26 protein-coding genes and 1 pseudogene are annotated in these 25,920 nt (G+C 44.7%); 5 read left to right on the plus strand and 22 right to left on the minus strand.

What is annotated here, in order from left to right; genetic code table 11:
* Positions 1-5: 5 nt before the first annotated feature.
* The 13 genes from rodZ to trmJ form a co-directional block, all read right to left on the minus strand.
* On the minus strand, positions 6-962 hold the full coding sequence (gene rodZ / locus AB4558_RS01465; protein ID WP_372157775.1) for a cytoskeleton protein RodZ: 957 nt from the start codon (positions 960-962) through the stop codon (positions 6-8).
* Positions 963-1,402: 440 nt separating this feature from the next.
* Positions 1,403-2,545, minus strand: coding sequence for a bifunctional tRNA (adenosine(37)-C2)-methyltransferase TrmG/ribosomal RNA large subunit methyltransferase RlmN (locus tag AB4558_RS01470; protein WP_017062516.1), 1,143 nt, complete (start codon positions 2,543-2,545; stop codon positions 1,403-1,405).
* A gap of 441 nt (positions 2,546-2,986) precedes the next feature.
* A complete protein-coding gene (gene ndk / locus AB4558_RS01475; protein WP_016797173.1) occupies positions 2,987-3,421 on the minus strand; it encodes a nucleoside-diphosphate kinase in 435 nt (144 codons plus the stop codon).
* A gap of 106 nt (positions 3,422-3,527) precedes the next feature.
* Entirely contained in the window at positions 3,528-4,823 is a 1,296-nt protein-coding gene (gene pepB / locus AB4558_RS01480; protein WP_372157778.1) for an aminopeptidase PepB, read from the minus strand.
* Positions 4,824-5,029: 206 nt separating this feature from the next.
* Complete coding sequence (gene iscX / locus AB4558_RS01485; protein WP_004740335.1) at positions 5,030-5,230, minus strand: Fe-S cluster assembly protein IscX; 201 nt, start codon at positions 5,228-5,230, stop codon at positions 5,030-5,032.
* Between the two features lie 134 nt (positions 5,231-5,364).
* The gene (gene fdx / locus AB4558_RS01490) at positions 5,365-5,703 is read right to left on the minus strand and encodes an ISC system 2Fe-2S type ferredoxin (protein WP_010440525.1); all 339 of its coding nucleotides are present in this window, start codon (positions 5,701-5,703) and stop codon (positions 5,365-5,367) included.
* 20 nt (positions 5,704-5,723) lie between these two features.
* Positions 5,724-7,574 carry a Fe-S protein assembly chaperone HscA gene (gene hscA / locus AB4558_RS01495; RefSeq protein WP_372157779.1) on the minus strand — a complete coding sequence of 617 codons (1,851 nt, stop codon included), beginning with the start codon at positions 7,572-7,574 and terminating at the stop codon, positions 5,724-5,726.
* A 22-nt stretch (positions 7,575-7,596) separates the two neighbouring features.
* A complete protein-coding gene (gene hscB / locus AB4558_RS01500) occupies positions 7,597-8,112 on the minus strand; it encodes a co-chaperone HscB (RefSeq protein ID WP_372157782.1) in 516 nt (171 codons plus the stop codon).
* Between the two features lie 84 nt (positions 8,113-8,196).
* Positions 8,197-8,520, minus strand: a complete 324-nt coding sequence (gene iscA, locus AB4558_RS01505; RefSeq protein WP_010440519.1) for an iron-sulfur cluster assembly protein IscA — start codon at positions 8,518-8,520, stop codon at positions 8,197-8,199.
* Between the two features lie 97 nt (positions 8,521-8,617).
* Positions 8,618-8,995, minus strand: coding sequence for a Fe-S cluster assembly scaffold IscU (gene iscU / locus AB4558_RS01510; protein WP_004735094.1), 378 nt, complete (start codon positions 8,993-8,995; stop codon positions 8,618-8,620).
* A gap of 33 nt (positions 8,996-9,028) precedes the next feature.
* Positions 9,029-10,243: an IscS subfamily cysteine desulfurase gene (locus tag AB4558_RS01515; protein WP_010440514.1), complete on the minus strand. Its 1,215-nt coding sequence runs from the start codon at positions 10,241-10,243 to the stop codon at positions 9,029-9,031.
* A gap of 27 nt (positions 10,244-10,270) precedes the next feature.
* Positions 10,271-10,792, minus strand: coding sequence for a Fe-S cluster assembly transcriptional regulator IscR (gene iscR, locus AB4558_RS01520; RefSeq protein ID WP_010440512.1), 522 nt, complete (start codon positions 10,790-10,792; stop codon positions 10,271-10,273).
* Between the two features lie 116 nt (positions 10,793-10,908).
* A complete protein-coding gene (gene trmJ / locus AB4558_RS01525; RefSeq protein WP_017062835.1) occupies positions 10,909-11,637 on the minus strand; it encodes a tRNA (cytosine(32)/uridine(32)-2'-O)-methyltransferase TrmJ in 729 nt (242 codons plus the stop codon).
* A gap of 181 nt (positions 11,638-11,818) precedes the next feature.
* Here trmJ and suhB point away from each other — a divergent pair, with 181 nt between their 5' ends.
* A complete protein-coding gene (suhB, locus tag AB4558_RS01530; protein ID WP_017062836.1) occupies positions 11,819-12,622 on the plus strand; it encodes an inositol-1-monophosphatase in 804 nt (267 codons plus the stop codon).
* A 272-nt stretch (positions 12,623-12,894) separates the two neighbouring features.
* Here suhB and secF read toward each other — a convergent pair whose 3' ends face one another.
* The 5 genes from secF to queA all read right to left on the minus strand — a co-directional run bounded on the left by secF (position 12,895) and on the right by queA (position 18,554).
* A complete protein-coding gene (gene secF, locus AB4558_RS01535; RefSeq protein ID WP_017062837.1) occupies positions 12,895-13,842 on the minus strand; it encodes a protein translocase subunit SecF in 948 nt (315 codons plus the stop codon).
* A 14-nt stretch (positions 13,843-13,856) separates the two neighbouring features.
* Positions 13,857-15,713 carry a protein translocase subunit SecD gene (gene secD, locus AB4558_RS01540; RefSeq protein WP_102320714.1) on the minus strand — a complete coding sequence of 619 codons (1,857 nt, stop codon included), beginning with the start codon at positions 15,711-15,713 and terminating at the stop codon, positions 13,857-13,859.
* Between the two features lie 20 nt (positions 15,714-15,733).
* Positions 15,734-16,063, minus strand: coding sequence for a preprotein translocase subunit YajC (gene yajC, locus AB4558_RS01545; RefSeq protein ID WP_010440492.1), 330 nt, complete (start codon positions 16,061-16,063; stop codon positions 15,734-15,736).
* 111 nt (positions 16,064-16,174) lie between these two features.
* Entirely contained in the window at positions 16,175-17,311 is a 1,137-nt protein-coding gene (gene tgt, locus AB4558_RS01550) for a tRNA guanosine(34) transglycosylase Tgt (RefSeq protein WP_017056177.1), read from the minus strand.
* A gap of 190 nt (positions 17,312-17,501) precedes the next feature.
* Positions 17,502-18,554 (minus strand): tRNA preQ1(34) S-adenosylmethionine ribosyltransferase-isomerase QueA, encoded by a 1,053-nt coding sequence (queA, locus tag AB4558_RS01555; protein WP_372072674.1) that lies wholly within the window; start codon positions 18,552-18,554, stop codon positions 17,502-17,504.
* Between the two features lie 334 nt (positions 18,555-18,888).
* On the opposite strand from queA, the gene AB4558_RS01560 reads away from it, so the two are divergent.
* Positions 18,889-19,335, plus strand: coding sequence for a CBS domain-containing protein (locus AB4558_RS01560; protein WP_017062524.1), 447 nt, complete (start codon positions 18,889-18,891; stop codon positions 19,333-19,335).
* A 69-nt stretch (positions 19,336-19,404) separates the two neighbouring features.
* Here AB4558_RS01560 and AB4558_RS01565 read toward each other — a convergent pair whose 3' ends face one another.
* A complete protein-coding gene (locus AB4558_RS01565; RefSeq protein ID WP_017062525.1) occupies positions 19,405-20,310 on the minus strand; it encodes a hydrogen peroxide-inducible genes activator in 906 nt (301 codons plus the stop codon).
* A 210-nt stretch (positions 20,311-20,520) separates the two neighbouring features.
* Between AB4558_RS01565 and AB4558_RS01570 the strand changes: the two genes are divergently transcribed.
* The 3 genes and pseudogenes from AB4558_RS01570 to AB4558_RS01580 all read left to right on the plus strand — a co-directional run.
* The gene (locus AB4558_RS01570; RefSeq protein ID WP_017062526.1) at positions 20,521-21,129 is read left to right on the plus strand and encodes a peroxiredoxin C; all 609 of its coding nucleotides are present in this window, start codon (positions 20,521-20,523) and stop codon (positions 21,127-21,129) included.
* Positions 21,130-21,439: 310 nt separating this feature from the next.
* On the plus strand, positions 21,440-22,183 hold the full coding sequence (locus AB4558_RS01575) for a copper homeostasis protein CutC (protein WP_017070676.1): 744 nt from the start codon (positions 21,440-21,442) through the stop codon (positions 22,181-22,183).
* A gap of 146 nt (positions 22,184-22,329) precedes the next feature.
* Positions 22,330-22,593, plus strand: a pseudogene (locus AB4558_RS01580) (hypothetical protein); the annotation flags it as partial.
* A gap of 9 nt (positions 22,594-22,602) precedes the next feature.
* On the opposite strand, the gene phoU reads toward AB4558_RS01580, so the two are convergent.
* The 3 genes from phoU to pstA form a co-directional block, all read right to left on the minus strand.
* Entirely contained in the window at positions 22,603-23,301 is a 699-nt protein-coding gene (phoU, locus tag AB4558_RS01585) for a phosphate signaling complex protein PhoU (RefSeq protein ID WP_009848270.1), read from the minus strand.
* Positions 23,302-23,375: 74 nt separating this feature from the next.
* Entirely contained in the window at positions 23,376-24,194 is an 819-nt protein-coding gene (pstB, locus tag AB4558_RS01590; RefSeq protein WP_009848269.1) for a phosphate ABC transporter ATP-binding protein PstB, read from the minus strand.
* Positions 24,195-25,904, minus strand: a complete 1,710-nt coding sequence (pstA, locus tag AB4558_RS01595) for a phosphate ABC transporter permease PstA (protein ID WP_372157794.1) — start codon at positions 25,902-25,904, stop codon at positions 24,195-24,197.
* Between the last annotated feature and the right edge of the window lie 16 nt (positions 25,905-25,920).

Consider the following 25,920-nt stretch of genomic DNA (forward strand, 5'->3'; position numbering starts at 1 on the left):
TAACTCTAAGGTAAGGTTATTCTAGCTACTTTGCCTGAAGTATACCCAGAAAGGTCGACAGGTTCACTTGCAAATGTCATTGATACGCCTTCTGGCGCACCTAGAATCACTTTATATGGCGCAGTTCCTGATAGATTTAACGACTGACCTGCTTTTTTAATGCCAGTCGACAAGGTTTTACCCGTTGCATCTTTTACTTGGATCCAGCAATCAGCGGTGAACTGCATCACTAGTTCGTTAGCCACAGCTTCAGGAGCCGTGCTAGCTTCAACCGTTTCTGCATTCGCAGCAGCTTCAGCAGTTGGTTCAGTCTCTGTTGTTTGTTGTGCAGAAGTTTCGTCAGCTGGAGTAACAGCATCTGAAGTATCTTCCGCATCGCTTATCGCAGCAAGGCCTTCAGCACCTTCAACAACAGAAGCACCCGCTTCGTTTTGTTCAGCTTCAATCACTTCTAAAGAGGTGAATTCAGGGGCAAGTGACTCTTCTACCGCTAGCTCTTCTGAGCTTTCAGTATTCGCTAAAGATTGAGATAGGGTGTCTTGCTGTTGGTTCTGCCACCACCAAAGTGAGGAGATACCCGCAATGACCGCAAAAATGCTCCAAGTCAGGATCATAATACGGCTGTTGTGCTTCTCGGTTTTGGTCTTACGAGAAAAACTCAGCATTTCTTGCTCTTGATGCTGAGCATCACCGGCATGATGCAGCGCACTCAATACGACTTTTTCGTCAAGATTGACGTATTTCGCGTATGAACGAATATAGCCACGCATAAACGTCGCCACTTGATCTGACTCGAATTGGTTTTCTTCAATTTGTTGGATCAGAGTAACGCGAAGTTTCAAGCGATCAGAAATCTGCTTTTGCGTTAAACCAAGAGATTCTCGTTTGTTCTTAAGCAGCGTTCCCGCTTCCAAAGCTGGAGCTACGTTTTCTTGCGCTTGTGTATCTTGTTCTGTGTTCATAGAGAGTGAACTTCTAAAGTATTATCGCAGGTTGAGGAGAGCGTTTTCTTATTGTCGTTTAAGCTCAATCTAACAACCCACGTTATGTGGAATTTTTCCTGCTATCTAAATCATCAACCCTTAAAGGCGAACATCATTCATTTATTATGGATGACCTTCTCAGGAAGCTAGTTTATCAAGTAGCCAACCTAAATAGACATATTGATGATCAGTAGCAAGCGAGCACTTAAATTAATTTAAGATTAGTTAATCATAAGCTAATGCCATTACAAGGCAAAAACACTTTAAACAAAATTTACCGTCAGCTCATGGTTTTGTCCAAAATTTGACGAAAAATGTAAGAAAGCGTGGGCAAGAAGTCCAAAAAATCAAAAACTGCACCCCAGAAAAGCAACAAGCCAGAAGTAAGACTTCTGGCTTGTTTAGGTTCTAATCGCGTTTTATACCGCTTTTACTTCAATCACACCACCGGCAATCAAGTTCGCTTCAGAGGCTGCTTTAAGCATTTTAGTACGCTTGGTTCTATCAATCACATCACCGACTAACTGACCACACGCGGCATCAATATCATCACCACGAGTCTTACGAACGGTTACTGTGTAGTTGTATTCCATCAGCGTTTTTTGGAAGCGATCAATACGAGAGTTGCTTGGCTTCTTATAAGGCGACCCCGGGTAAGGGTTGAATGGAATCAAGTTGATCTTACAAGGCGTCTCTTTCATTAGCTCAGCAAGTTCACGTGCGTGGTCCATATCATCATTCACATGATCCAATAACACGTACTCAACCGTTACTTTACCGCGGTTAGCATTTGAAGATGCAATGTAACGACGAACAGATGCTAGGAAGTCTTGGATATCCCAACGGTCGTTGATCGGCATGATTTGGCTACGTAGTGCATCGTTTGGCGCATGTAGAGAAATAGCCAATGCGACATCGATGTTGTCTGTCATTTGGTCAAGGCCAGAAACAACACCAGAAGTTGATACGGTTACACGACGCTTAGACAGTGCGAAACCTAGATCATCAAGCATGATTTCTAATGATGGCATTAGGTTCTTCATGTTCAATAGAGGCTCGCCCATACCCATCATTACAACGTTAGTAATTGGACGACGACCGGTTTCTTTTTCTAGGCCGATTTCGCGAGATGCACGCCAGATTTGGCCAACAATCTCTGAAACTTTTAGGTTACGGTTGAAGCCTTGTTGAGCTGTAGAACAGAACTTACATTCAAGTGCACAACCAACCTGTGAAGATACACATAGCGTCGCACGGTCACCATCTGGGATGTATACCGTTTCAACGTCTTGGTCGCCAACGCTCATCGCCCATTTAATTGTGCCATCTGAAGAGTGTTGAGCTTCAGAAACAACAGGTGCAACAATCTCACAGCGACGTTGAAGTTTCTCACGTAACTTTTTGTTGATGTTATTCATTTGTTCGAAGTCATCGACACCGAAGTGATAAATCCACTTCATCACTTGCTCTGCTCGAAACGCTTTCTCATTCAGTTCTTCTGTGAAAAATTTACGAAGACCTTTACGATCAAAATCGAGTAGATTGACTTTAGCTGTGGTCATGATGCCTCTCAATGACGGAACAATAATTAAGGGCGCGAATTGTACAGGCTTTACGCAACTTCAACAAGCATTGTAAAACCCTGTGTTTATTAAGACATTCAAACTTAAGCGATTAAAATTTGAACAATTGTATTTATCGGCCTGAGATTAGCCAATTTAAACAAAGATTCCCGATTACACTCCTTCGTCGCTTTCGGGAATGACGTAAATAATCACCAATTGCTTGATAATATTTACCACGAGATGGTTGCTCCAAAGTTCCCCGTCATTCCAGAACTGAGGAACGAAGTATCTGGAATCTCCAATAACAAAAACAGATTCCCGATTACGCTCCTTCGTCGCTTTCGAGAATGACGACTAAATTGATTATCGAGAGCGTAAAATCCACTTACAAAAAAGGCCTCACCGAGGTGAAGCCTTTAGAATAATTTGCAGTGCCGATTATTGAGCTGGGCGTGGGCAAATTTCAGATTCTGGGAAGAAGAATTCGATTTCGCGAGCTGCAGACTCAGGGCTGTCGCTGCCGTGAACTGAGTTGTAACGCATGCTGATTGCGTAGTCAGCACGGATAGTACCGCATGCCGCTTCTTCTGGGTTTGTTTTACCCATAAGTTCACGGTAACGAGCGATAGCGTTTTCGCCTTCAAGCACTTGAACCATGATAGGACCAGAAGTCATAAACTCTTTAAGAGCTGGGAAGAACTCTTTGCCTTCATGTTCAGCGTAGAAGCCACTCGCTTGCTCTTCAGTAAGACGAACCATTTTAGCAGCAATAATTTCTAGGCCTGCTTTTTCGATACGGTGGTAGATTTCACCAACAAGGTTACGCTTAACTGCATCCGGCTTAACAATTGAGAACGTTCTTTCTAGAGCCATAGGGATTCCTTCACTTCATTTTTTTGTTATTAAATACTGAAATTACTGAGATCTTTCGATCTGAGCTTTATGAATGAGCGGCACAAAATACCGCTCACCCTTATTATTATTTTGCTTGGTCGATAAGAAGACGAGCCAGTGTGCGAACGCCCATACCCGTTGCGCCTGCCGCCCACTTGTCACTTGCTGACTTACGGTAAGTACCCGCGCAATCCATATGAATCCAACCTTTTTTGTAATCATCTACAAAGTAAGAAAGGAATGCCGCTGCTGTACTTGCACCCGGTGTGTAATCGCCTGTGCTGATGTTTGAAAGATCAGCAAAGTTTGAAGGCAACATACCACGGTGGAAATCAGCAAGAGGCAGTGGCCATAAGCCTTCTTTCTCTTGGTTTGCCGCTGTTAGCGCTTGGTGAGACAACTCATCATCGAAGCTTAATAGTGCGTGGTAGTCGTTACCTAATGCGTTTTTAGCCGCGCCTGTTAGCGTTGCACAGTCGATGATCAGCTCAGGGCTTTGTGCACTTGCGTACATCAGGCCATCAGCTAGCACTAAGCGACCTTCCGCATCAGTGTTCATGATCTCAACTGTTTTACCGTTTTTGTAGGTAATGATATCGCCAAGCTTCAATGCGCGACCAGAGATCATGTTCTCTGCGCAACATAGAATAAGCTTGATGCGCTTGTTAAGACCGCGTTCAATCGCAAGACCTAAACCACCAGTAATCGTTGCTGCGCCACCCATGTCAGCTTTCATCGCTGTCATGAATTGGCCTGGCTTGATACTGTAACCGCCCGAATCGAACGTAATACCTTTACCGACTAAACAGGCAAATACAGGTGCGTTTTCATCGCCTGTTGGGTTGAAGTCCAGTTGCAGCATTGCTGATGTACGCTCAGAGCCACGACCTACCGCGTAGATGCCTTCCCAACCTTCGGTTAGTAGATCCTTGTCTTTAACAATCTTCGCTTTAACAGTGCCCGCTGGTGCCACTGACTTGATGTATTCTGCAGCCATTGTCGCAAGTTGACGAGGTGCCACTTCTTCAGCGGTTTTATTGATAATGTCACGCGTCCAGTCAGTTGTGCGAATACGAGCTTCAAGCTCAGTTTGATCGGCTTCTGAAAGTGCATCCCATTCCAATGCATTCTTTTTCTTTGGTCCACGGTAGCCTTGGTAGAAAGCCCAAACGCTTTCTAGATCCCAACCTTCACCACGAAGTGAAACGAATGCGATACCTTGTCCGTCAAGCGTACGACCCGCACGTTGAACTGCGCCTAGATCGTGGCCTTCACCAATGTGAATTGTCGCTCCCGCTTCTGAGAACGATAAAATAGCTCTTGCTCCCCACTGAGGCTGGGCAGCTTCTTGACTTAAAAATACTGACATCTGTGTAGACATGATTTCTCCTTGTCATGAACCACTGTGAGTGTGTGATTCTGATTATTTTTTATTAGCGCACTGATGTTAGCATTATGTAGGAGGAAAATGTCATTTTGATAAAAAAACGGACCATAAGGTCCGCTTTTTTTAGTAAGAATTGTTAACTTGGCTGCGTTTTATATTGGACTGATACCAACCCGCGACCAAATCATTAGACAAGAGGATTAATCCATCTCATCCATCCAGCACAAAATAATAGCCTCTAAGATTTTCTCATTCGAGTGGTTAGGCTCGTCGTCGAACTCTTCAAGGTCTAGCACCCATTGATGCAGATCGGTAAAACGTACCGTTTTAGGATCAGTATCAGGGTACAAATCACATAGCTCAATTGCGATATCTCGCGAATCAATCCACTTCAAGCTCATAACACTTCCTTATATTTATCAGCGACGCTCTGTCACCTTTATGATCTATATTCTAGGCCAGTTTTCTTAGTATGTTTGTCTAAGCAATAACTCTCTCAGTCATCGCTGTATTAGCCATGACTGAGAACAGGTTCTTAATGGTCTTCAGAAGCCAGGTTCAACGTGTACTTTGGAATCTCTACAACAAGATCCGTATCAGCCACTTTAGCTTGGCAACCCAAGCGAGATTCCATCTCTAAGCCCCATGCTTTATCTAGCATGTCGTCTTCTAGATCATCACTCTCTTCTAAAGAATCAAAACCTTCACGAATCACAACGTGACATGTTGTACATGCACACGATTTTTCACATGCGTGTTCAATACCAATACCGGCCTTCAATGCAACATCAAGAACCGTCTCACCAGTTTTTGCTTCTAAAACAGCGCCTTCTGGACATAGATCTTCGTGAGGTAAAACAATAATCTTTGGCATGTTTATCTATTCTCTAACTATTAAATATTATCGACTGACTGACCTGACAGTGCAGCACGAATTGATTTATCCATACGACGAGAAGCAAAGTCTTGGCTCGCTTTGTCGGTATTCTTAATTTCTAGTTCAATAGCATCAGCGTTGTCGCCATTACGCACTTCAATCAGTGCTTCAATCGCTTGAACAAGTTGTTGTTTGCCTTGCTCATCAAGTAGCTCGTCACCGTCGGCTTGCATTGCAGCGATAAGGCCTTCGATAACGCGATCCGCTTCTACGCGTTGCTCAGCAAGAGCACGCGCTTGCATGTCTTCTTTTGCAAACGTCATCGAATCTTTCAGCATGCTAGCCACTTCGTTGTCGCTTAGACCGTAAGAAGGCTTAACTTGGATTTCAGCTTGAACGCCAGTGCTCTTCTCCATTGCGGTAACCGATAGCAGGCCATCAGCATCCACTTGGTAAGTAACACGAATATGAGCAGCACCTGCAGTCATCGGCGGGATGCCTTTCAGAGCAAATCGAGCCAGTGAACGACAGTCATCAACCATCTCACGCTCGCCTTGCACGGTGTGTACTGTCATTGCAGTTTGACCGTCTTTGAACGTGGTAAACTCTTGTGCACGAGCAACTGGGATCGTGGTATTACGAGGGATGATCTTTTCGACTAAGCCACCCATGGTTTCGATACCCAGTGACAGAGGGATAACATCCAATAGCAGCATCTCAGAGTCAGGCTTGTTGCCAACTAAGATATCCGCTTGAATCGATGCGCCAATCGCAACCACTTCATCAGGGTTAATACTGGTTAATGGAGTACGACCAAAGAAGCCACCGACCATTTCACGAACAAGTAAGGTACGAGTTGAACCACCTACCATCACGACTTCTAGTACTTCATCCGCGTCAACTTCCGCATCTTTCAGTGCTCGGCGGCACGAAAGCAGCGTTTTCTTAACTAGTGGCTTGATGATCTCTTCGAACTCTTCACGAGTTAAAGAGCCAGACCAACCTAGTGCTTCAACATTAACGCTTTCAGCTTCAGATAAGCCAATCTTCGCTTCTGTTGCTGCGTCTAGAAGAATACGGTTCTGTTCTGCTGTCAGCTCTAACAAGCCCATTTGCTCTTGGAAATGATCCGCAATTAAATGGTCAAAGTCATCGCCGCCTAATGCAGAGTCACCACCGGTTGCTAAAACTTCGAAGACACCTTTAGACAGGCGTAGGATAGAGATATCAAACGTACCACCGCCTAAGTCATAAACAGCGATTACCCCTTCTTTACCTGAATCCAAGCCATAAGCAATCGCAGCTGCAGTGGGTTCATTAAGAAGACGTAACACATGAAGACCAGCAAGTTGCGCTGCGTCTTTGGTACCTGCACGTTGTGCATCATCAAAGTACGCAGGGACGGTAATCACGGCACCAGCCAATTCACCACCTAACGTCGACTCAGCACGTTGACCGAGTGCACGAAGAATATCTGCAGATACTTGAATTGGGTTCTTATTTCCTTGCGCTGTGTTAATCACAGGCAGGCCATTATCACTTTCTTCAAACTGATATGGCAGAGATGGGTATCGCTGTTGAATATCTGACAGTGAACGACCGATTAATCGCTTAACTGAGATAATAGTATTTTTAGGATCAGTTTGTGCATTTACACGCGCTTCATCACCAGTCGTGTACGACTCTGACGTATAGTGAACAACGGAAGGAAGAATACTGCGACCTTGTTGATCAACCAGTGTGCTCGCCTCACCACTGCGCACTGCCGCAACCAATGAGTTTGTTGTACCTAAATCAATACCCACAGCAAGCTTGTGCTGGTGAGGAGCGGCGCTTTGCCCTGGTTCTGCAATCTGAAGTAGTGCCATGGATGTGTCCTTGTTATACGAACTAGCCGATCAGACGATCTTCAACTAACTCGATTTCATTCTTTAATTTTGCAATAAACTTAAGCTTTCTTACTCGGTCTGCAGCTTCTAACCAAGCCTCACTGTCGAGTTCTTGTTGGATAGCGCTTAATTGTTGTTTATACATTTTGCTAACCTTTCCTTCAAATGCAAACAAAGCATCTTCAGGATCAGAACTGTCGGCGATGTCTTCAAGCTCTTCACGCAATTCCATTTGCTCCATCAGGAACATAGGATCTTGCAGGGTCTGCTGCTCACCACGAATATCCTCACCATGTTGAACTAACAGGTATTCAGCGCGGCTGACTGGATTTTTCAACACCTGGTACGCATCATTGATTTGCGCAGCTTTTTGCACAGCCAGCAAGCGATCTCGCTCAGAAGCCGTGGCAAATTTATCAGGGTGGAATTGGCGTTGCAGATCTCTAAACTGAGAAGAAAGAAGGCTACCATCCAGTTGAAACTGAAGTGGTAGCCCAAATAATTCGAAATGATTCATGTAACGGTGGTCCTAAGTTTAGGCTCTTTACTTAGAGCCTAATTTTATTCTTCGCTCATTATAAACGCTCAACGATTGAGGCGTTTATACATTGAAGCTCTCACCACAACCACATTCGCCTTTCGCGTTAGGGTTGTTGAATTCAAAACCTTCGTTTAGGCCTTCTTTTACGTAATCAAGCTCAGTACCGTCTAGGTAAACTAGGCTCTTTGGATCAATGATGACCTTAACACCTGAATGCTCGAACACTTCGTCTTCTTCGTTGAGCTCGTCAACGAATTCCAGTACATACGCCATACCCGAACAGCCAGTAGTTTTTACCGCTAAGCGCAACCCGATACCTTTACCTCGGTTATCTAGGAAAGCTTGAACTCGGCTTGCTGCCGTATCTGTCATGGTGATGGCCATACTACAACCTTGTGTTTTATATAAATTGAGAACTCAGGGGAGCACAAAGGGTGCTCCCAAATATTACTTTTTTGAAGTGATTACGTTGTAGAAACGATTAGTGCTTCTTTTTGTAATCCGCAACCGCTGCTTTGATTGCATCTTCAGCAAGAATTGAACAGTGAACTTTCACTGGTGGCAACTCTAGCTCTTCTGCGATTTCAGAGTTTTTAATAGCAGCTGCTTCATCAATACTTTTACCTTTAACCCACTCAGTGACTAGTGAGCTAGAAGCGATTGCGCTACCGCAACCGTAAGTCTTGAATTTTGCGTCTTCAATAATACCTTCTGCAGATACTTTGATTTGCAGTTTCATTACGTCACCACAAGCTGGTGCGCCAACCATGCCGCTACCTACACTTGGATCTTCTTTATCAAACGAACCTACGTTACGTGGGTTTTCGTAGTGATCAATTACTTTTTCGCTATATGCCATGATAGTTACCTCGAATCCTCTATTTCCGTGAGATTAGTGATGAGCCCACTCAACAGTGTTCAAATCAATCCCTTCTTTATACATATCCCATAGAGGAGACATGTCGCGTAATTTATTTACTGCTACACGGATTTGTGCAATCGCGTAGTCGATTTCTTCTTCCGTAGTGAAACGGCCGAATGAAAAACGTACTGAGCTGTGTGCCAGTTCATCGTTTAAGCCAAGAGCGCGTAAAACGTATGAAGGCTCAAGACTCGCTGATGTACATGCAGAACCTGATGATACCGCTAAGTCTTTTAAAGACATAAGCAGAGATTCACCTTCAACGAAAGCAAAGCTCACGTTTAGGTTATGTGGTACACGTTGATCTAAGTCGCCATTTACCGTTACTGCTTCTAGATCTTGAACCCCTTTCAATAGACGCTCGCGAAGTGCTAGTGCGTGGTCATAATCTTTCTGCATGTCTTGTTTAGCGACAGCAAAAGCTTCACCCATACCCACGATTTGGTGAGTAGCAAGCGTACCAGAACGGAAACCACGTTCGTGACCTCCACCGTGCATCTGTGCTTCAAGACGAATACGTGGCTTACGACGAACGTACAAAGCACCAATGCCTTTAGGGCCGTATGCTTTGTGTGCAGAAAGAGAGATAAGGTCAACTTTCATCTCTTTTACATCTAGTGGGATTTTACCCGCAGACTGAGCCGCATCAACGTGGAAGATGATCTTGCGTGAACGACATAATTCGCCGATTGCAGAGATATCTTGGATTACACCAATCTCGTTGTTTACGTGCATGATAGAAACAAGAACCGTATCTTCACGCATTGCTGCTTGTAGCTTGTCTAAATCAATGATGCCGTTTGCTTCAGGCTCAAGGTAAGTCACCTCAAAACCTTCACGCTCTAGTTGGCGACATGGATCAAGAACCGCTTTATGTTCTGTTTTACACGTGATTACGTGCTTACCTTTCTTCTCGTAAAAGTGCGCTGCACCTTTGATAGCAAGGTTGTCTGACTCTGTAGCACCTGACGTGAAAACAATCTCACGTGGGTCTGCATTTAGTAGATCGGCAATTTGCTCACGAGCATTATCTACTGATTCTTCTGCCTGCCAGCCGTAACGGTGTGAACGAGATGCAGGGTTACCGAAGTTACCGTCCATCGTCATGCACTGAACCATTTTTTCAGCAACACGTGGATCGACTGGGCATGTAGCTGAATAGTCAAAGTAAATAGGCAGTTTCATTTTCTACTCCAATGTAAAAACTGACCGCTAAGAGCGGGCATTAACACCGTGAGGTGCTGCACTAATCGTTGTAGTGCTCGTATTTTTATGTGCAAAACCATTATTAACCGCAAGATCGATATCTTGACGATCAGAAATCTCTAAAACTTCGTTATCTTTCATTAGCTCACCGAGCGTAATGTCATTTAAGAAGCTGCTGATTCGGGAGCTTAAATCACGCCAAAGAGTGTGAGTTAAACAACGACTACCACCTTGGCAATCTGCTCGACCGTGACACTTAGTTGCATCAACTGATTCGTCTACTGCAGCAATTACAGTTCCGACAGCGATGTCGCTCGCTTCAGCACCTAAACGGTAACCACCGCCAGGACCACGAACACTAGCAACTAAGCCAGCTTTACGTAACTTAGAAAATAGCTGTTCTAAGTAAGATAATGAGATGCCCTGTCGCTCTGAAATATCAGCCAGAGGAACTGGGCTTTTTTGCGAATGCAGTGCTACATCTAGCATAGCTGTTACCGCATATCTTCCTTTAGATGTAAGTTTCATATCACACCGAATCCACATTGTTTATGTGGTTGGAATCTTCCCATACCCGACTAAATTGGTCAAGTATTTAGTTGACTATTTTAGTCAGGTATTCACCCTTAGGGTTTGTGCGGGTTTTATTTGTCGTTTTTGCTCTTCTCAATTGAAGTCAAAATGCCGCGTAGAGTGTTGATCTCTTGCAACTCTGGACGAGCTCGACTGAACAGACGACGTAGTTTATTCATCACCTGACCTGGCTTATCCTTAGAGATAAATTGGGTATCAATGATCACTTTTTCAAGGTGCTCATAGAACATTTCTAGTTCTTCGTGACGAGGGTACTCATCTTGTTGCTGTGGCTGATATTGGCTAGCGACCATATCAAGGTGAGCTACACGCACTTCGTAGCTCAGAGTCTGCACTGCCATTGCTAGGTTTAGCGAGCTGTATTCAGGGTTAGCTGGGATACATACATGGAAGTGGCACTTCTGAAGCTCATCGTTAGTCAAGCCAGTACGTTCACGGCCGAACACTAATGCGACTGGGTGCTTTTGACCTTCAATCGCAAACTTTTGTCCACACTCACGAGGCTCAAGCATTGGCCATTCAAGCGTACGTGAACGTGCACTCGAACCAACCACTAAACCACAGTCTTTTACGGCTTCGTCTAATGTAGAAACGATGGTCGCGTTTTCTGCGATGTCACCTGCACCCGCAGCCAGTGCTAAGGTCTGCTCGTCAACTTCACATTGAGGGTCTACAAGAACTAATTGACTCAAACCCATCACTTTCATTGCGCGAGCTGCTGATCCGATATTTCCCGAATGAGACGTACCAACCAGAACGACTTTTACATTGTCTAACATGCTATATGACACCACTTTAAAAATAATCGCGAGATATTAACACATAGCAAAGTAAAATGGTCAGACCCTTCGCGTAATGTGAAACCAAGAGTTCAAAAAATAACCACTTCCCTTTTGGTAAAACTTTGGTATACTCGCCGCCGCTTTAAATTGTTCTTTAACATCTTGTGGGAAAAACCATATGCATCCAATGCTAAACATTGCGATACGCGCTGCGCGTAAAGCTGGCAACCATATTGCTAAATCTCTAGAAACAACTGATAAGATCGAATCGTCTCTAAAAGGTAACAACGATTACGTTACTAACATTGCTCAAGAAGCTGAGTACATGATCATTGAGACAATCAAAGCATCTTACCCAGAGCACAGCATTATTTCTGAAGAGAAAGGCCTGACTGAAGGTAAAGACTCTGATGTACAATGGATCGTTGACCCACTGGATGGCACCAACAACTTTGTAAAAGGTTTCCCTCACTTCTCTGTATCTATCGCTGTTCGCATGAACGGTCGTACAGAAGTTGCTTGTGTTTATGACCCAATGCTAAACGAGCTATTCACAGCTCAACGTGGCGCTGGCGCTCAACTTAACAACGCTCGTATGCGTGTTACTCAACTAAAAGACCTTCAAGGTACTGTTCTAGCGACTGGTTTCCCATTCAAGCAAAAACAACACTCTGAATCTTTCATGAAGATCATCTCTGGTCTATTCATCGACTGTGCTGATTTCCGTCGTACAGGTTCTCCTGCTCTTGACCTATGTTACCTAGCGGCTGGCCGTGTTGATGGTTACCTAGAACTTGGCCTTAAGCCATGGGATCTAGCAGCTGGCGATCTAATCGCTCGTGAAGCTGGCGCTATCATGACTGACTTTGCTGGCGGTACTGATTACATGACTTCTGGTAATGTTGTTGCTTCAAGCGCACGTGGTGTTAAGTCTATTCTTAAGCACGTTCGTGAGAACGCTAACGAAGGTATGCTGAAGTAATTCAGACCTTACGTTAACGCTCCCTATTTTAAGGGCGCATAAAAATTCCAAAGCCTCGCTATATAGCTATAGCGAGGCTTTTTTGTATCTGCGATACGAGATACGAGATACGAGATACGAGATACGAGATACGATCAGGATGTCTCTTAGTGAAATGAAGTTCAACATACTTCAACGCTAAATTGTATTGAGCTTCCCTAGAATACAGACGTAAAAAAACCGCTAGTTGCCTAGCGGTTTTTTTGGTTTAGCGAAACTTATTAAGCCAAGGCCTAAGGCATCTCGTCAAACTCTTCACCTTCTTTGTCCACTTGTGGTGGCATTAGGTGTTCACGCGTAATACCTAACTTCATAGCCAGTGCAGATGCAACGTAGATAGAAGAGTAAGTACCAACCGTAATACCCAGTAGAAGTGCAGTCGCGAAGCCGTGAATCATAGCGCCGCCCTGAACGAACAGTGCGATAACTACGAATAACGTGGTACCAGAAGTGATCAATGTACGACTCAATGTTTGTGTGATTGAGCTGTTCAGTACTTCAGGCGCTTCACCCTTACGCATCTTACGGAAGTTCTCACGAATACGGTCGAATACAACAATGGTATCGTTGAGGGAGTAACCGACGACCGTTAGCAAGGCTGCTACGATGGTAAGGTCGACCTCAATTTGCATTAGAGAGAACACACCCAGAGTGATGATAACGTCGTGCGCCAGTGCTAATACTGCACCCGCAGCCAAACGCCATTCAAATCGCACTGATACGTAGATCAAGATACAGATAAGAGAAACTAGAATAGCAAGGCCACCCGCTTCTGTTAATTCGTCACCCACGTTAGGACCAACGAACTCGATACGACGCATTTCAACTTGCTCACCAGTACCATTCTCAATAGCAGAAAGGATTTGGTTACCAAGCGTTTCGCCCGCTACGCCATCACGTGGACGTAAACGAACCATCACATCACGAGCTGAACCGAAGTTCTGTACCGTTGCATCACCAAAGCCTTCGGCTTCTAGTGCACTACGAATATCAGGAAGGTGTGCCGGTTGTTCAAAACCAACTTCAATCAGAGTACCGCCAGTAAAATCTAGACCCCAGTTCAACGATTTCGTTGTTAGGGTGAAGATAGCAGTACCAATCATCAAGATAGAAAAAACAAAGGCAACCTTTGACCAACGCATAAAGTCGATCATTTTGTCTGCTTTTAGAATCTGAAACATATTAATTCCTAGCCTTAGATCGACAGTTTTTTAACGCGTTTGCCGCCATACATCAGGTTCACGATACAACGTGTTCCGATAATAGCTGTAAACATTGAAGTCAAGATACCGATAGACAGCGTTACCGCGAAGCCTTTGATAGCACCCGTACCCACAGCAAATAGAATGATTGCTGTTAGTAGTGTGGTGATGTTGGCATCGGCGATTGTGCTGAATGCGTTCGCGTAACCTTGGTGAATCGCTTGTTGTGGACTGCGTCCATCTCGAAGCTCTTCACGTATACGCTCAAAGATCAGAACGTTCGCATCAACCGCCATACCAACCGTTAATACGATACCGGCAATACCTGGTAGGGTCATGGTAGCCCCCGGAATCATCGACATAACACCGATAATCAACACCAAGTTAGCCATTAGCGCAACGTTCGCAATCAGACCAAAGCTACGGTAGTAAAGCAGCGTAAACAGCATTACAGCAGCCATACCCCAAACCATCGCCATGATACCCATATCGATGTTTTGCTGCCCCATAGATGGACCAATGGTACGTTCTTCTACAATCGAGATAGGCGCAATCAATGCACCAGCACGCAGTAGAAGTGCCAAGTTATGAGCTTCAGCCGTTGAATCGATACCAGTAATACGGAAGTTACGGCCTAGCGCAGATTGAATCGTCGCTTGGTTAATCACTTCTTCGTGCTTACTCAAGATAACTCGACCTTCCGGTGTTTTACGACCGCTGTCTTTGTACTCTGCAAATACCGTTGCCATTAGCTTACCGATATTCTGACGAGAGAATGCAGACATCTTGCTACCACCTTCGCTGTCTAGCGAGATGTTAACTTGAGGACGACCATATTCATCAACACTTGAGCTTGCATCAGTAATACTTGAGCCGCCTAGAATAACGCGCTTCTTAAGTACCACAGGACGACCATCACGATCTTGCTTGATTTCGCTACCCGCAGGGGCACGACCAGAAGCGGCAGCGGCTAAGTCAGCACTGCTATCCACTTCACGGAACTCAAGCGTCGCGGTAGCACCAAGAATTTCTTTAGCGCGAGCCGTGTCTTGAACACCAGGCAATTCCACTACGATACGGCTAGAGCCTTGACGTTGAACCAAAGGTTCAGCAACACCAAGTTCGTTAACACGGTTACGTAGAATGGTAATGTTTTGCTCTACCGCATAGTTGCGGATTTCTTGAAGACGAGCCTCTGTGAAGCTAGCAACCAAAGAAAAACGACCATTAGATTCAGAATCTACAAACGTCATGTCTTGGTGCTTAGATTGCAGTAGCGATTTCGCTTCAGCAAGCTGCTCGGCGTTACGTAGAATCACTTCAACCGCATCTTTACCAGATGGGCGAATTGCACGGTAACGGATTTTTTCTTCACGAAGTTCGCTACGGAACGCTTCTTCTTGTTGGCCAACCAGCTTTTGCATCGCAGCGTCCATATCCACTTCCATCAAGAAGTGAACACCACCACGTAGGTCAAGACCAAGCTTCATTGGTGCAGCACCAATAGATTCAAGCCAATCAGGAGTTGAAGCAGCTAAGTTTAAAGCAACGATTACGTCTTCATCTAATGCTTCAGTGATGACATCACGAGCACTAATTTGAGAGTCTGTATCGTTAAAGCGAACAAGAATGGAACCGTTTTCTAGAGCAACGGATTTAGTAGAAAGGTTTTCAGCTTCAAGAGCATTGGTGACAGCATCCAGCGTAGACATATCTACAGAGGCGCCGCGCGCCCCTGTAACTTGAACTGCCGGATCTTCACCGTATATATTCGGAAGTGCGTACAACGCAGCGATGGCGATAGTAAACACCACCATCAGGTACTTCCATAACGGGTAACGGTTTAGCACAGCGAGGATCCTCTAGCTGTTTATAGAGATTTCAGAGTACCTTTTGGTAGCACTGCTGTAACGAAGTCTTTCTTGATAACTACTTCGTTGTTTGCATTCAGTTCGATAGCAACGTAGTCGCTGTCTTCTGCAATCTTAGTGATCTTGCCAATTAGGCCGCCGCTTGTAAGAACTTCATCACCTTTGCCCATAGAAGACATAAGGTTCTTGTGCTCTTTAACACGCTTAGCTTGTGGACGGTAGATCATGAAGTAGAAGATCACAGCGAACATACCTAGCATGATAAGCATTTCGAAACCGCCGCCTGCTGGTGCACCTTCTGCTGCTGCGTGAGCTTGAGAAATAAACATTTAAAACATCCTCTATTTATATTTTCGTAATTGTTTGTCTAATTGGGTCGCATCCCTTTATTTTCAAGCCCCATCACTCGGAAGAGAGATAGGGCTCGCAAAAAAGAAATACTAAGATTCTTTACCTAATGGTGGCACTTCACGCCCCATTCTTGCGTAGAACTCTGCAACGAACTCTTCAAAGCGGTCTTCATCGATAGACTGACGAATGTCTGACATTACTCGTTGGTAGAAACGCAGGTTATGAATCGTGTTCAGTCGAGCACCTAGGATTTCGTTACAACGATCCAAATGGTGTAAGTACGACTTGCTGTAGTTCTTACAAGTGTAACAGTCACACTCTGAATCTAGTGGTGTTGTATCGGTTTTATGCTTCGCATTACGGATCTTGATCACACCTTCAGTCACAAACAGGTGGCCGTTACGTGCATTTCGCGTTGGCATTACACAGTCAAACATGTCGATACCACGGCGAACACCTTCAACCAAGTCTTCCGGTTTGCCTACGCCCATTAGGTAACGTGGCTTATCTTCTGGCAGTTGAGGACATGTGTGCTCAAGAATGCGGTGCATATCTTCTTTTGGTTCGCCTACTGCTAGGCCACCTACTGCGTAACCGTCAAAACCAATTTCTGTTAGGCCTTTAACGGATACATCACGAAGGTCTTCGTACACGCCACCTTGAACGATACCGAACAGTGAGTTCGGGTTTTCTAGTTTGTCGAAGTGGTTACGTGAACGCTCAGCCCAACGAAGAGACATCTCCATTGAGTCTTTTGCTTCTTTGTGTGTCGCAGGGTAAGGCGTACACTCATCGAAGATCATTACGATGTCTGAACCTAAATCTTTTTGGATTTCCATAGACTTCTCAGCGTCCATGAAGATCTTGTCACCGTTTACAGGGTTACGGAAATGAACACCCTCTTCAGTGATTTTACGCATTGCACCTAGGCTGAATACTTGAAAGCCGCCTGAATCAGTCAGGATAGGACCGTGCCAGTTCATGAAATCGTGCAGGTCACCGTGCATTTTCATGATTTCTTGACCAGGACGTAGCCATAGGTGGAATGTGTTACCTAATAGGATTTCAGCACCTGTGTCTTTTACTTCTTCAGGTGTCATACCTTTAACAGTACCGTAAGTACCTACAGGCATGAATGCTGGGGTTTCAACGGTACCGCGTTCAAACTGAAGTTGACCACGACGTGCGCCGCTATTAGTTTTTTTAAGTTCGTATTTTAATTTCACGAAGCCTCCAATATGCCAGAGAAACAATCTGACTGTTAATTCAGAACCTTAGGCCAAACAAAAGTTCAGTCTAGTGGGTTCTATGAGGAGCGGTCGCGTATTCCTTGCGAGAGATTAGACAGACACCCTGCCCGACTCCTAGCTTACTGCTAGCACCCGTAAATTTTTGTATCGCTTAAACCTGCTTAAATTAGCTCGTTTTCTTATTGATGAACATAGCATCGCCGTAGCTGAAGAAACGGTATTCGCTCTTCACTGCGTGATCGTATGCGCCCATCACATTGTCGTAGCCAGCAAATGCACTCACCAACATAATCAGTGTTGATTCTGGCAAGTGGAAGTTGGTAATCAAGCAATCCACCAACTGGTATTCATAGCCAGGGAAGATGAAGATTTCTGTATCACCAAAGAAAGGAACGAGCTCAGTGCCTTTCTTCAATGCATCTTGAGCTGCACTTTCTAGTGAGCGTACTGATGTTGTACCAACAGCAATAATACGGCCGCCACGGGCTTTTGCTGCAGCTACGGCGTCAACCACTTCTTGCGGCACTTCAACGTACTCAGCATGCATGTGGTGATCGTTAATATTATCAACTTTTACTGGCTGGAACGTACCAGCACCAACATGAAGCGTCACGTAAGCAAACTCAACACCTTTTTCTTTCATGTCAGCCATTAGCTTGTCATCAAAGTGAAGGCCTGCTGTTGGCGCTGCAACCGCACCCGGCTTTTCATTATAGACAGTCTGGTAGCGCTCTTTATCTGCATCTTCATCAGGACGATCGATGTAAGGAGGCAGTGGCATGTGACCAACACTGTTAAGAATCTCTAAAACGCTTTGATCAGATGTGAAATGGATTTCGAATAACGCATCGTGACGCGCCACCATTTCAGCTTCATATTCATCGTTCTCACCAAGGAACAACTTGGTACCCGGCTTCGGTGATTTAGAACAACGAACATGCGCAAGAATGCTTTTCTCATCAAGCATACGTTCAACCAGCACTTCAAGCTTACCGCCTGATGCCTTGCGACCAAATACACGAGCTGGAATCACTCGAGTGTTATTGAAAACAACAAGATCGCCTGGCTCAACCAAGTCTAAAACGTCTTTAAACGAACCATCAGCTAGGTTACCGCTGTCGCCATCTAATTTAAGCAGGCGGCTTGCTGTACGCTCCTCTTGAGGGTAGCGAGCAATGAGTTCATCTGGTAGGTCAAAGTGAAAATCTGAAACTTGCATGTGTCTAGTCTTGTCTTAGTTGATGAGATTTGTGCCGTTGACGAATCATAAATCGTAGTTGCTGGATAATCGTTACGGTAAGTCAATCGTTACCAGAAACACATCGCAAACACGACTAAAAATTTCGCAGTGGGCTAGTATAGGCACACGAGCCGCAATAGCAAGGTTTACAGCACTGGATTATTGTAAAGAGGCGTAAAATAATGCGACTGATTCACCTCTTCAAGCTAAAGAATTAGTTGCATAAAACTCACCCAAGAATGCGTCAGATCTCAGTTATTTTTTGGATAAAAAACTATAGTAATAGCAACAAATAAAAAAGAAGGAGGTTCGTATGATCAAGGTTGAAGATATGATGACTCGCAACCCTCATACCCTATTGCGCTCACACTCACTGGCCGATGCTAAGCACATGATGGAAGCACTTGATATCCGCCATATTCCGGTCGTCGATTCCGACAGGCAACTACTAGGTGTCGTCACACAACGAGACGTTCTCGCCGCTCAAGAATCCAGCCTACAAAACATCCCACAAGCTCAATCTTTTACTCTTGCTACTCCCCTCAACGACATCATGCACAAAAGTGTTATGTCGGTAGAGCCGCGTGCAGGATTAAAAGAATCGGCTATCTACATGCAGAAACATAAAGTGGGCTGTTTACCTGTCGTAGAAAACCACGAACTAGTAGGCATTATTACAGACAGCGATTTTGTCACGATAGCGATCAATTTACTGGAGCTGCAAGAAGAAGTAGAGCCAGAAGAAGCAGAAGTAGAGTAACGCTCGGAATTGATATAAAGAAGAGCGGCCAATTCAGCCGCTCAGAGGGATTGTTGTCGCAGCGGATTATTATAGAAGCTCAGATACCACATCCGCTAATTGATGGAATGTCTCACGACGCGAAGAGCTTGGTCGCCAGACAAGGCCAATATCTCGGTAGGCCTGCTGACCAGGAGGATCGATCACAACGAGATTCTGGTTTTCCAATAAACCGTGGTCGATCGCCATTTGCGGAATAAAGGTGGTTCCTAAACCATTGGCCACCATTTGCACCAATGTGTGAAGGCTCGTCGCAGTGAACGGGTTGATCTTCTCTTTATCCGTTAACTTACAAGCCGACACAGCATGCTCGGTTAAGCAATGCTCGTTCTCCAACAAAAATACAGATTCGTCTGGCAGGTCATCGTATTTAATCGGAACGCGAATACCATCAGCTTGATTGCGACTGATCACCATCCGGAAAGGGTCTTGCCCAACAACTTGGCTTTCCATATTGTCGATATCGACAGGCAAAGCCAGAATCAGCACATCTAAGTCTCCATGACGCAGCGCAGCCAATAGGTTGGTCGTTGTGTCTTCACGTAACAGCAAATTTAATTGTGGAAAGCGCTGGTTGGCTTCCTGTACCAAATCGCACAAAAGGAACGGCGCTATAGTAGGAATACACCCGACTCGCAGCTGCCCTTGCATCGCATCCCCGTTACATAGATTTCCAAGCTCTACGAGATCTTGTCCTTTCGCTAGTAGCTCTCGACCGTGCTTGACCACCAGCTCACCTGCTTGCGTGAAAACTAGCGGGCTCTTTTTATCTTTCTTCTCATAAAGCGGGCAACCAATCAGCTCTTCTAGGTTTTGAATGCCTTTACTTAGCGTAGATTGACTGACGAAACAGCGATCTGCGGCATCACTGAAATGACGAGTTTCGTGAAGAGTAACAAGATAGTGAAGTTGCTTAAGACTTGGCCATTTATTCATGAAATTACTTTGTAATATGAGTAGGATAAGTTAGGTAAAGGTCATTCGACCTAAGGACAGGACAAAGAATAAGCTTATCGCTTTTTTCGATTAACTTAATCTATTTAATTCGCTTTTTTCTATAGTACCGATTGTACTATAGTTTGTCCCGTAGAAACGGAGCCCAAACAAAGATGTGTTGGGCCAACTAATTTTTTAGGAGATTCCAAAATGGTACTAGTAGGTCGTCAAGCCCCTGACTTTACTGCAGCAGCTGTTCTAGGTAACGGTGAGATCGTTGATAACTTCAACTTCGCAGAATTCACTAAAGGTAAGAAAGCTGTAGTTTTCTTCTACCCACTAGACTTCACTTTCGTTTGTCCTTCAGAGCTAATCGCTTTCGACAACCGTCTTGAAGATTTCCAAGCTAAAGGCGTTGAAGTAATCGGTGTTTCTATCGATTCTCAATTCTCTCACAACGCATGGCGTAACACTGCTATCGCTGATGGCGGTATTGGTCAAGTTAAATACCCTCTAATTGCTGACGTTAAGCACGAGATCTGCAAAGCATACGATGTTGAGCACCCAGAAGCAGGCGTTGCTTTCCGTGGTTCTTTCCTAATCGACGCTGACGGTCTTGTACGTCACCAAGTAGTTAACGATCTTCCACTAGGTCGTAACATCGACGAAATGCTACGCATGGTAGACGCACTAAACTTCCACGAGAAGAACGGTGAAGTTTGTCCTGCACAATGGGAAGAAGGCAAATCAGGTATGGACGCATCTCCAAAAGGTGTTGCAGCATTCCTATCTGAGCACGCTGACGACCTAAGCAAGTAATTACCTCTTAAGCCCGAACTCAACGCGGGTTAATGGTTGGAAGATTCTCTTTAAAGAGATATAAAGCATAAGCTAATAGCGCAAAGCGCACCGCCAATCAGTTAAGAAGTAAAGTCCTATTAAAAGCCCGAAGTTAACGCTTCGGGCTTTTTGTTTTCCCCTCCTCGCTCCCCTAGACTGACTCTTGTAATAGATAATTGAGGTAGCGATAAACCTAAACTTTACCTCTATTTTCCCTTATCCCCATCTATTCAGAATCACACCTAGATTGCTATTATTTCATCAGTATCTTTTTGAACGGATAAACACGATGAACACCGAAATTGAAGTCTGTATCGATAACTTAGAATCTCTTCATACCGCACTATCTGGTGGCGCGAATCGAATTGAGCTTTGCTCTTCATTAGCACTTGGCGGATTAACTCCAAGCTTCGGAATGATGAAACAAGCGGCAATAGTTTCGTCGGTTCCGGTCTACGCTATGATACGCCCAAGACAAGGCGACTTCATTTTCGATAACGACGATATGCTCTGTATGCTTGAAGATATTGAAGCTTGCGCAAATGCAGGATTGGATGGGGTCGTACTTGGTGTGTTAGCGCCGAACGGAAGTATTGATATGCCAAAGATGCAACAACTGGCTGACAAAGCGCACTTGTTAAAGCTTGGGATTACCTTCCACAGAGCCATCGATCAAAGCTCTGATTTCCAAGCAGCATTAGAACAAATCATTACACTTGGATGCGAAAGAGTCCTGACATCAGGGCTTGCTGCTAATGCTGAGCAAGGTATCGATGTATTGGCTGCAATGGTCAAACAAGCCGATGGACGAATTGATATCATGGCGGGGGCTGGCGTTAACGCTGCGAATGCCAAAATGATTCAAAGCGCTACCCAAGTACCTGCTCTTCACCTTTCAGGTAAATCGACAAGGCCGAGTCTAATGGAAAACAACTCAAGTGCTCAAATGGGCAGTGATGATATTGATGATTATCAGATACCAGTAACTGATGCTAGCAAGATATCCAGTGTGAGAGCCGCCCTCACCGCTTAGGGCAATAGTCGCCAGCATAAATCCAGAGAACCTCGCTGACTAATCTAACTGACTGACGTATATTAGATTTAATAGCGCAGAAAATTTTCATGGATAGATATGGCTAAAGACTTATTCAGCTCTCTTGATTTAAACCTGTTACGAAGCAAAACATGTTTGGAAGAAACCAAACCCACGGCTTTCAGGCTGAGATTGGTGTGGCAAGTTATGACGGTACAAAAACGCGCTCAGGCGAAGTAGAAGAGAAAACAACACATGGTATAAGCCTAGGTGGTGCCTACGTTTACCAAGCGACACCAATGCTTGGATTACGTGCTGGTGTTGATATGAATATTTTTGATCACAACAAAACCTTTGTGCCTTACGACACAACGGTCAATTTCAATCTTGGTGCCATTATTAGCTTCTAAAGATAAGCTCTATTTTAGTGCGTCATCAAGGCTTTGATCACCGAGGTGACGTACATCTTTACCCTTCACAAAGTAAATAATGTATTCGCAGATATTTTGGCAGCGGTCTCCCACTCGCTCAATCGCACGAGCTGACCACATCACCTGCAAAATATTAGGGATGTTCTTAGGGTCTTCCATCATATAGGTCATTAACTGACGAATAACGGCTTCGTATTCCGCATCCAACTTATCATCAAGTTTGTGAACTTCAGCAGCCGCATCAACATCCATACGAGCAAAAGCATCTAACACTTGGTGAAGCATGGTGATTGCCTGACGGCAAAGAGGCTCTAACGAAACATGGAATTTTTGCTCTTTGGTTGAAGGGATCTCAATAGCACCTTGCGCAATTTTAGAGGCAACATCGCCAATACGTTCTAAGTCGGTAATCGTTTTGATGATCGCCATAATCAAACGCAGATCTTTTGCGGTCGGCTGACGCTTTGCAATGATTCGAGTACAGGCCTCATCAATCGACACTTCCATCGCATTCACTTTATGGTCATCACGAATCACTTTTTTAGCCAGTTCAACATCGTCTTTATGAAGCGCCTGCATTGCAAACGAGAGTTGCTGCTCCACTAACCCGCCCATGGTCAATACATGAGTACGGATCGATTCTAACTCGACATTGAATTGCCCTGAAATGTGGCGACCGAAATGCATACTTGCTCCTTGAAAGAAATGAAGAAAGCCATTTTTGTAGAGTGACTTAGCTCTATATGACACCTTTGCAGAGGTTAACCATATCTACCAGTAATGTAGTCTTCTGTCTGGTTTTTCAATGGAGACGTAAAAATTGAGTCCGTATCTGAGTACTCGATCAATTTTCCCATATGAATAAAGGCAGTATGGTCACTCACGCGAGCTGCCTGCTGCATGTTATGAGTAACAATCACCACTGTGTATTGGGTTTTGAGATCGTTGATCAACTCTTCAATCGTCAAAGTAGAAATAGGATCCAGTGCCGATGTCGGCTCATCTAACAACAGCACTTCAGGTTCAATCGCAACCGCACGAGCGATAACCAAACGCTGCTGTTGACCACCCGATAAACCAAAGGCGTTCTCATGCAACCGATCTTTCACTTCATCCCATAACGCAGCAGCGCGCAGAGAGCGTTCAACCGCATCATCAAGGTCTCGGCTGTTGCTAACGCCTTGTAGCCTCAAGCCATAAACCACATTCTCATAGATAGATTTAGGAAAAGGGTTTGGACGCTGGAATACCATACCCACACGGCGTCGTAAGGTCGCAACATCCACCTTAGGGTGATAGACGTTCTTGCCATGAAGCTTCACTTTCCCGGAAACCTTACAGCCTTCAACAAGATCGTTCATGCGATTAATGCAGCGCAGCAGAGTCGACTTACCACACCCAGAAGGGCCGATAAACGCCGTCACCTGCCCCTTCGGGATCTGCATCGAGATATCATCAAGTGCTTGGCTCTCTTTATAGTAAAGATTTAGCCCTTCGATCGAGATAGCAATTTGCTCATCCTTCAGATTGTGAACATCAAGTGGTGCTTGGTAACCCAAGGTTTCATTAATCGAGAACATCTAATCTTGTCCTAAGGTTCGGTATTTTTCACGCAAGTTATTACGGATATTGATGGCTGTTAAGTTCAACCCAACAATCACCGTAACCAATAAAAATGAAGTCGCATACACTAAAGGTCGTGCCGCTTCGATATTAGAGGTTTGAAAACCAACATCATAGATATGAAAGCCTAAATGCATGAACTTTCTATCTAAGTGTAAATACGGAAACTGACCATCGACTGGCAAGCTAGATGCCAATTTAACAACACCCACCAGCATAAGTGGTGCAACTTCCCCCGCGGCTCTCGCGATTGCCAAAATTAAACCAGTGATAATCGCTGGGCTTGCCATCGGTAAAACAATGCGCCAAAGCGTCTCAAATTGAGTCGCACCAAGCGCTAATGAACCGTGCCTCACTGCACTAGGAATACGCGTTAAGCCCTCTTCCGTGGTTACGATAACGACTGGAAGCGTCAAGACCGCTAAGGTTAGTGCTGACCAAAGTAGACCCGGCGTACCAAATGTCGGTGCTGGCAATCGCTCTGCATAGAACAACGTATCAATCGAGCCACCAATGGTATAGACGAAAAAGCCTAAACCAAAAACGCCATACACAATCGACGGTACACCCGCCAAGTTAATCACGGCGATACGAATTAAACGTGTTAGTGCGTTGTTTTTTGCGTATTCATGAAGATATATCGCAGCGACTACCCCAAGAGGCATCACGACGATCGACATGAGAATAACCAACAGTACTGTGCCAAAAATAGCAGGAAACACACCGCCTTCAGAGTTTGAGTCTCGTGGGTTCTCTGATAAGAACTTCCAAACTTGTTTGCCCCAGTGCCCAACCTTTTCTAGGTAAGACATATTATTTGGGTACCAATAATCCAGAATGTGACTTAGCGAAATCTCGACCTGCTCGCCTGTCATATCCTCAACGAGTAAGCTTTCGACATTAAGTTGCGTTCTAAGGTGCTCAAGCTTAACTTCGGCTTCACCTAACTGACGGTTTAATTCCAGTTTAGTTTGAGTATAGGTTTTAAGGTATTCATCGCTCACTGACTCATTGAGTTCAAGCTTACGCTTTTCTAAGCGCAGGTTTTCCAATTGCCAGCTGATATTGCGAATTTCTTGGTTCACGACACGCGACGTTTCTTTACGTAGCGCATCAGCGAACGCCAAGCCTTGTTCGAGCTTTTGGTCTATGTTCGAATCAAAGGTGCCAGAAGCGGTTTTAAAACCCACCGGCTTACCAAAGAAATAACCACCTCGACTTCGTTCAATCACAACCCAATCAAGCGGGGTGGTTGGTTCACGTAAGTTAACATCAAGTATGGAAACAAAGTCCGCAGGGTACAGCTCTCTGTTGGCAACTTTAATGCTTAAGCGCTGTATTAACCCAGTCGACAAATTTTGAGGTGACAAAAGGTCATGGACTTGTGGAACTTGCTCTATCGGGATGTATTTTCGTTCATATAACTGACCAACTAGTACTTCTTGTTTTGATACGGTTTCGTCAAGATCGACCACGAGCGATAAGTCTTTGGAATCAACTTGCCATTGATACAAAGGTGCGGGCCAAAAATAGGTTAAGCCCTTCCAACCAATCAGCAGCATTAGGCCAAGAACAGAAAGCATACTGATGCTCACCGCCCCGCCCGTAAGCCATATCCACGGAGAGCCCGATTTAACCCAAGATAATAATGACTTCAGTTTATTCATCATGATCGACCTTGCT

Source organism: Vibrio sp. 10N.222.51.C5 (assembly GCF_041474575.1).
Classification (GTDB): domain Bacteria; phylum Pseudomonadota; class Gammaproteobacteria; order Enterobacterales; family Vibrionaceae; genus Vibrio; species Vibrio crassostreae_C.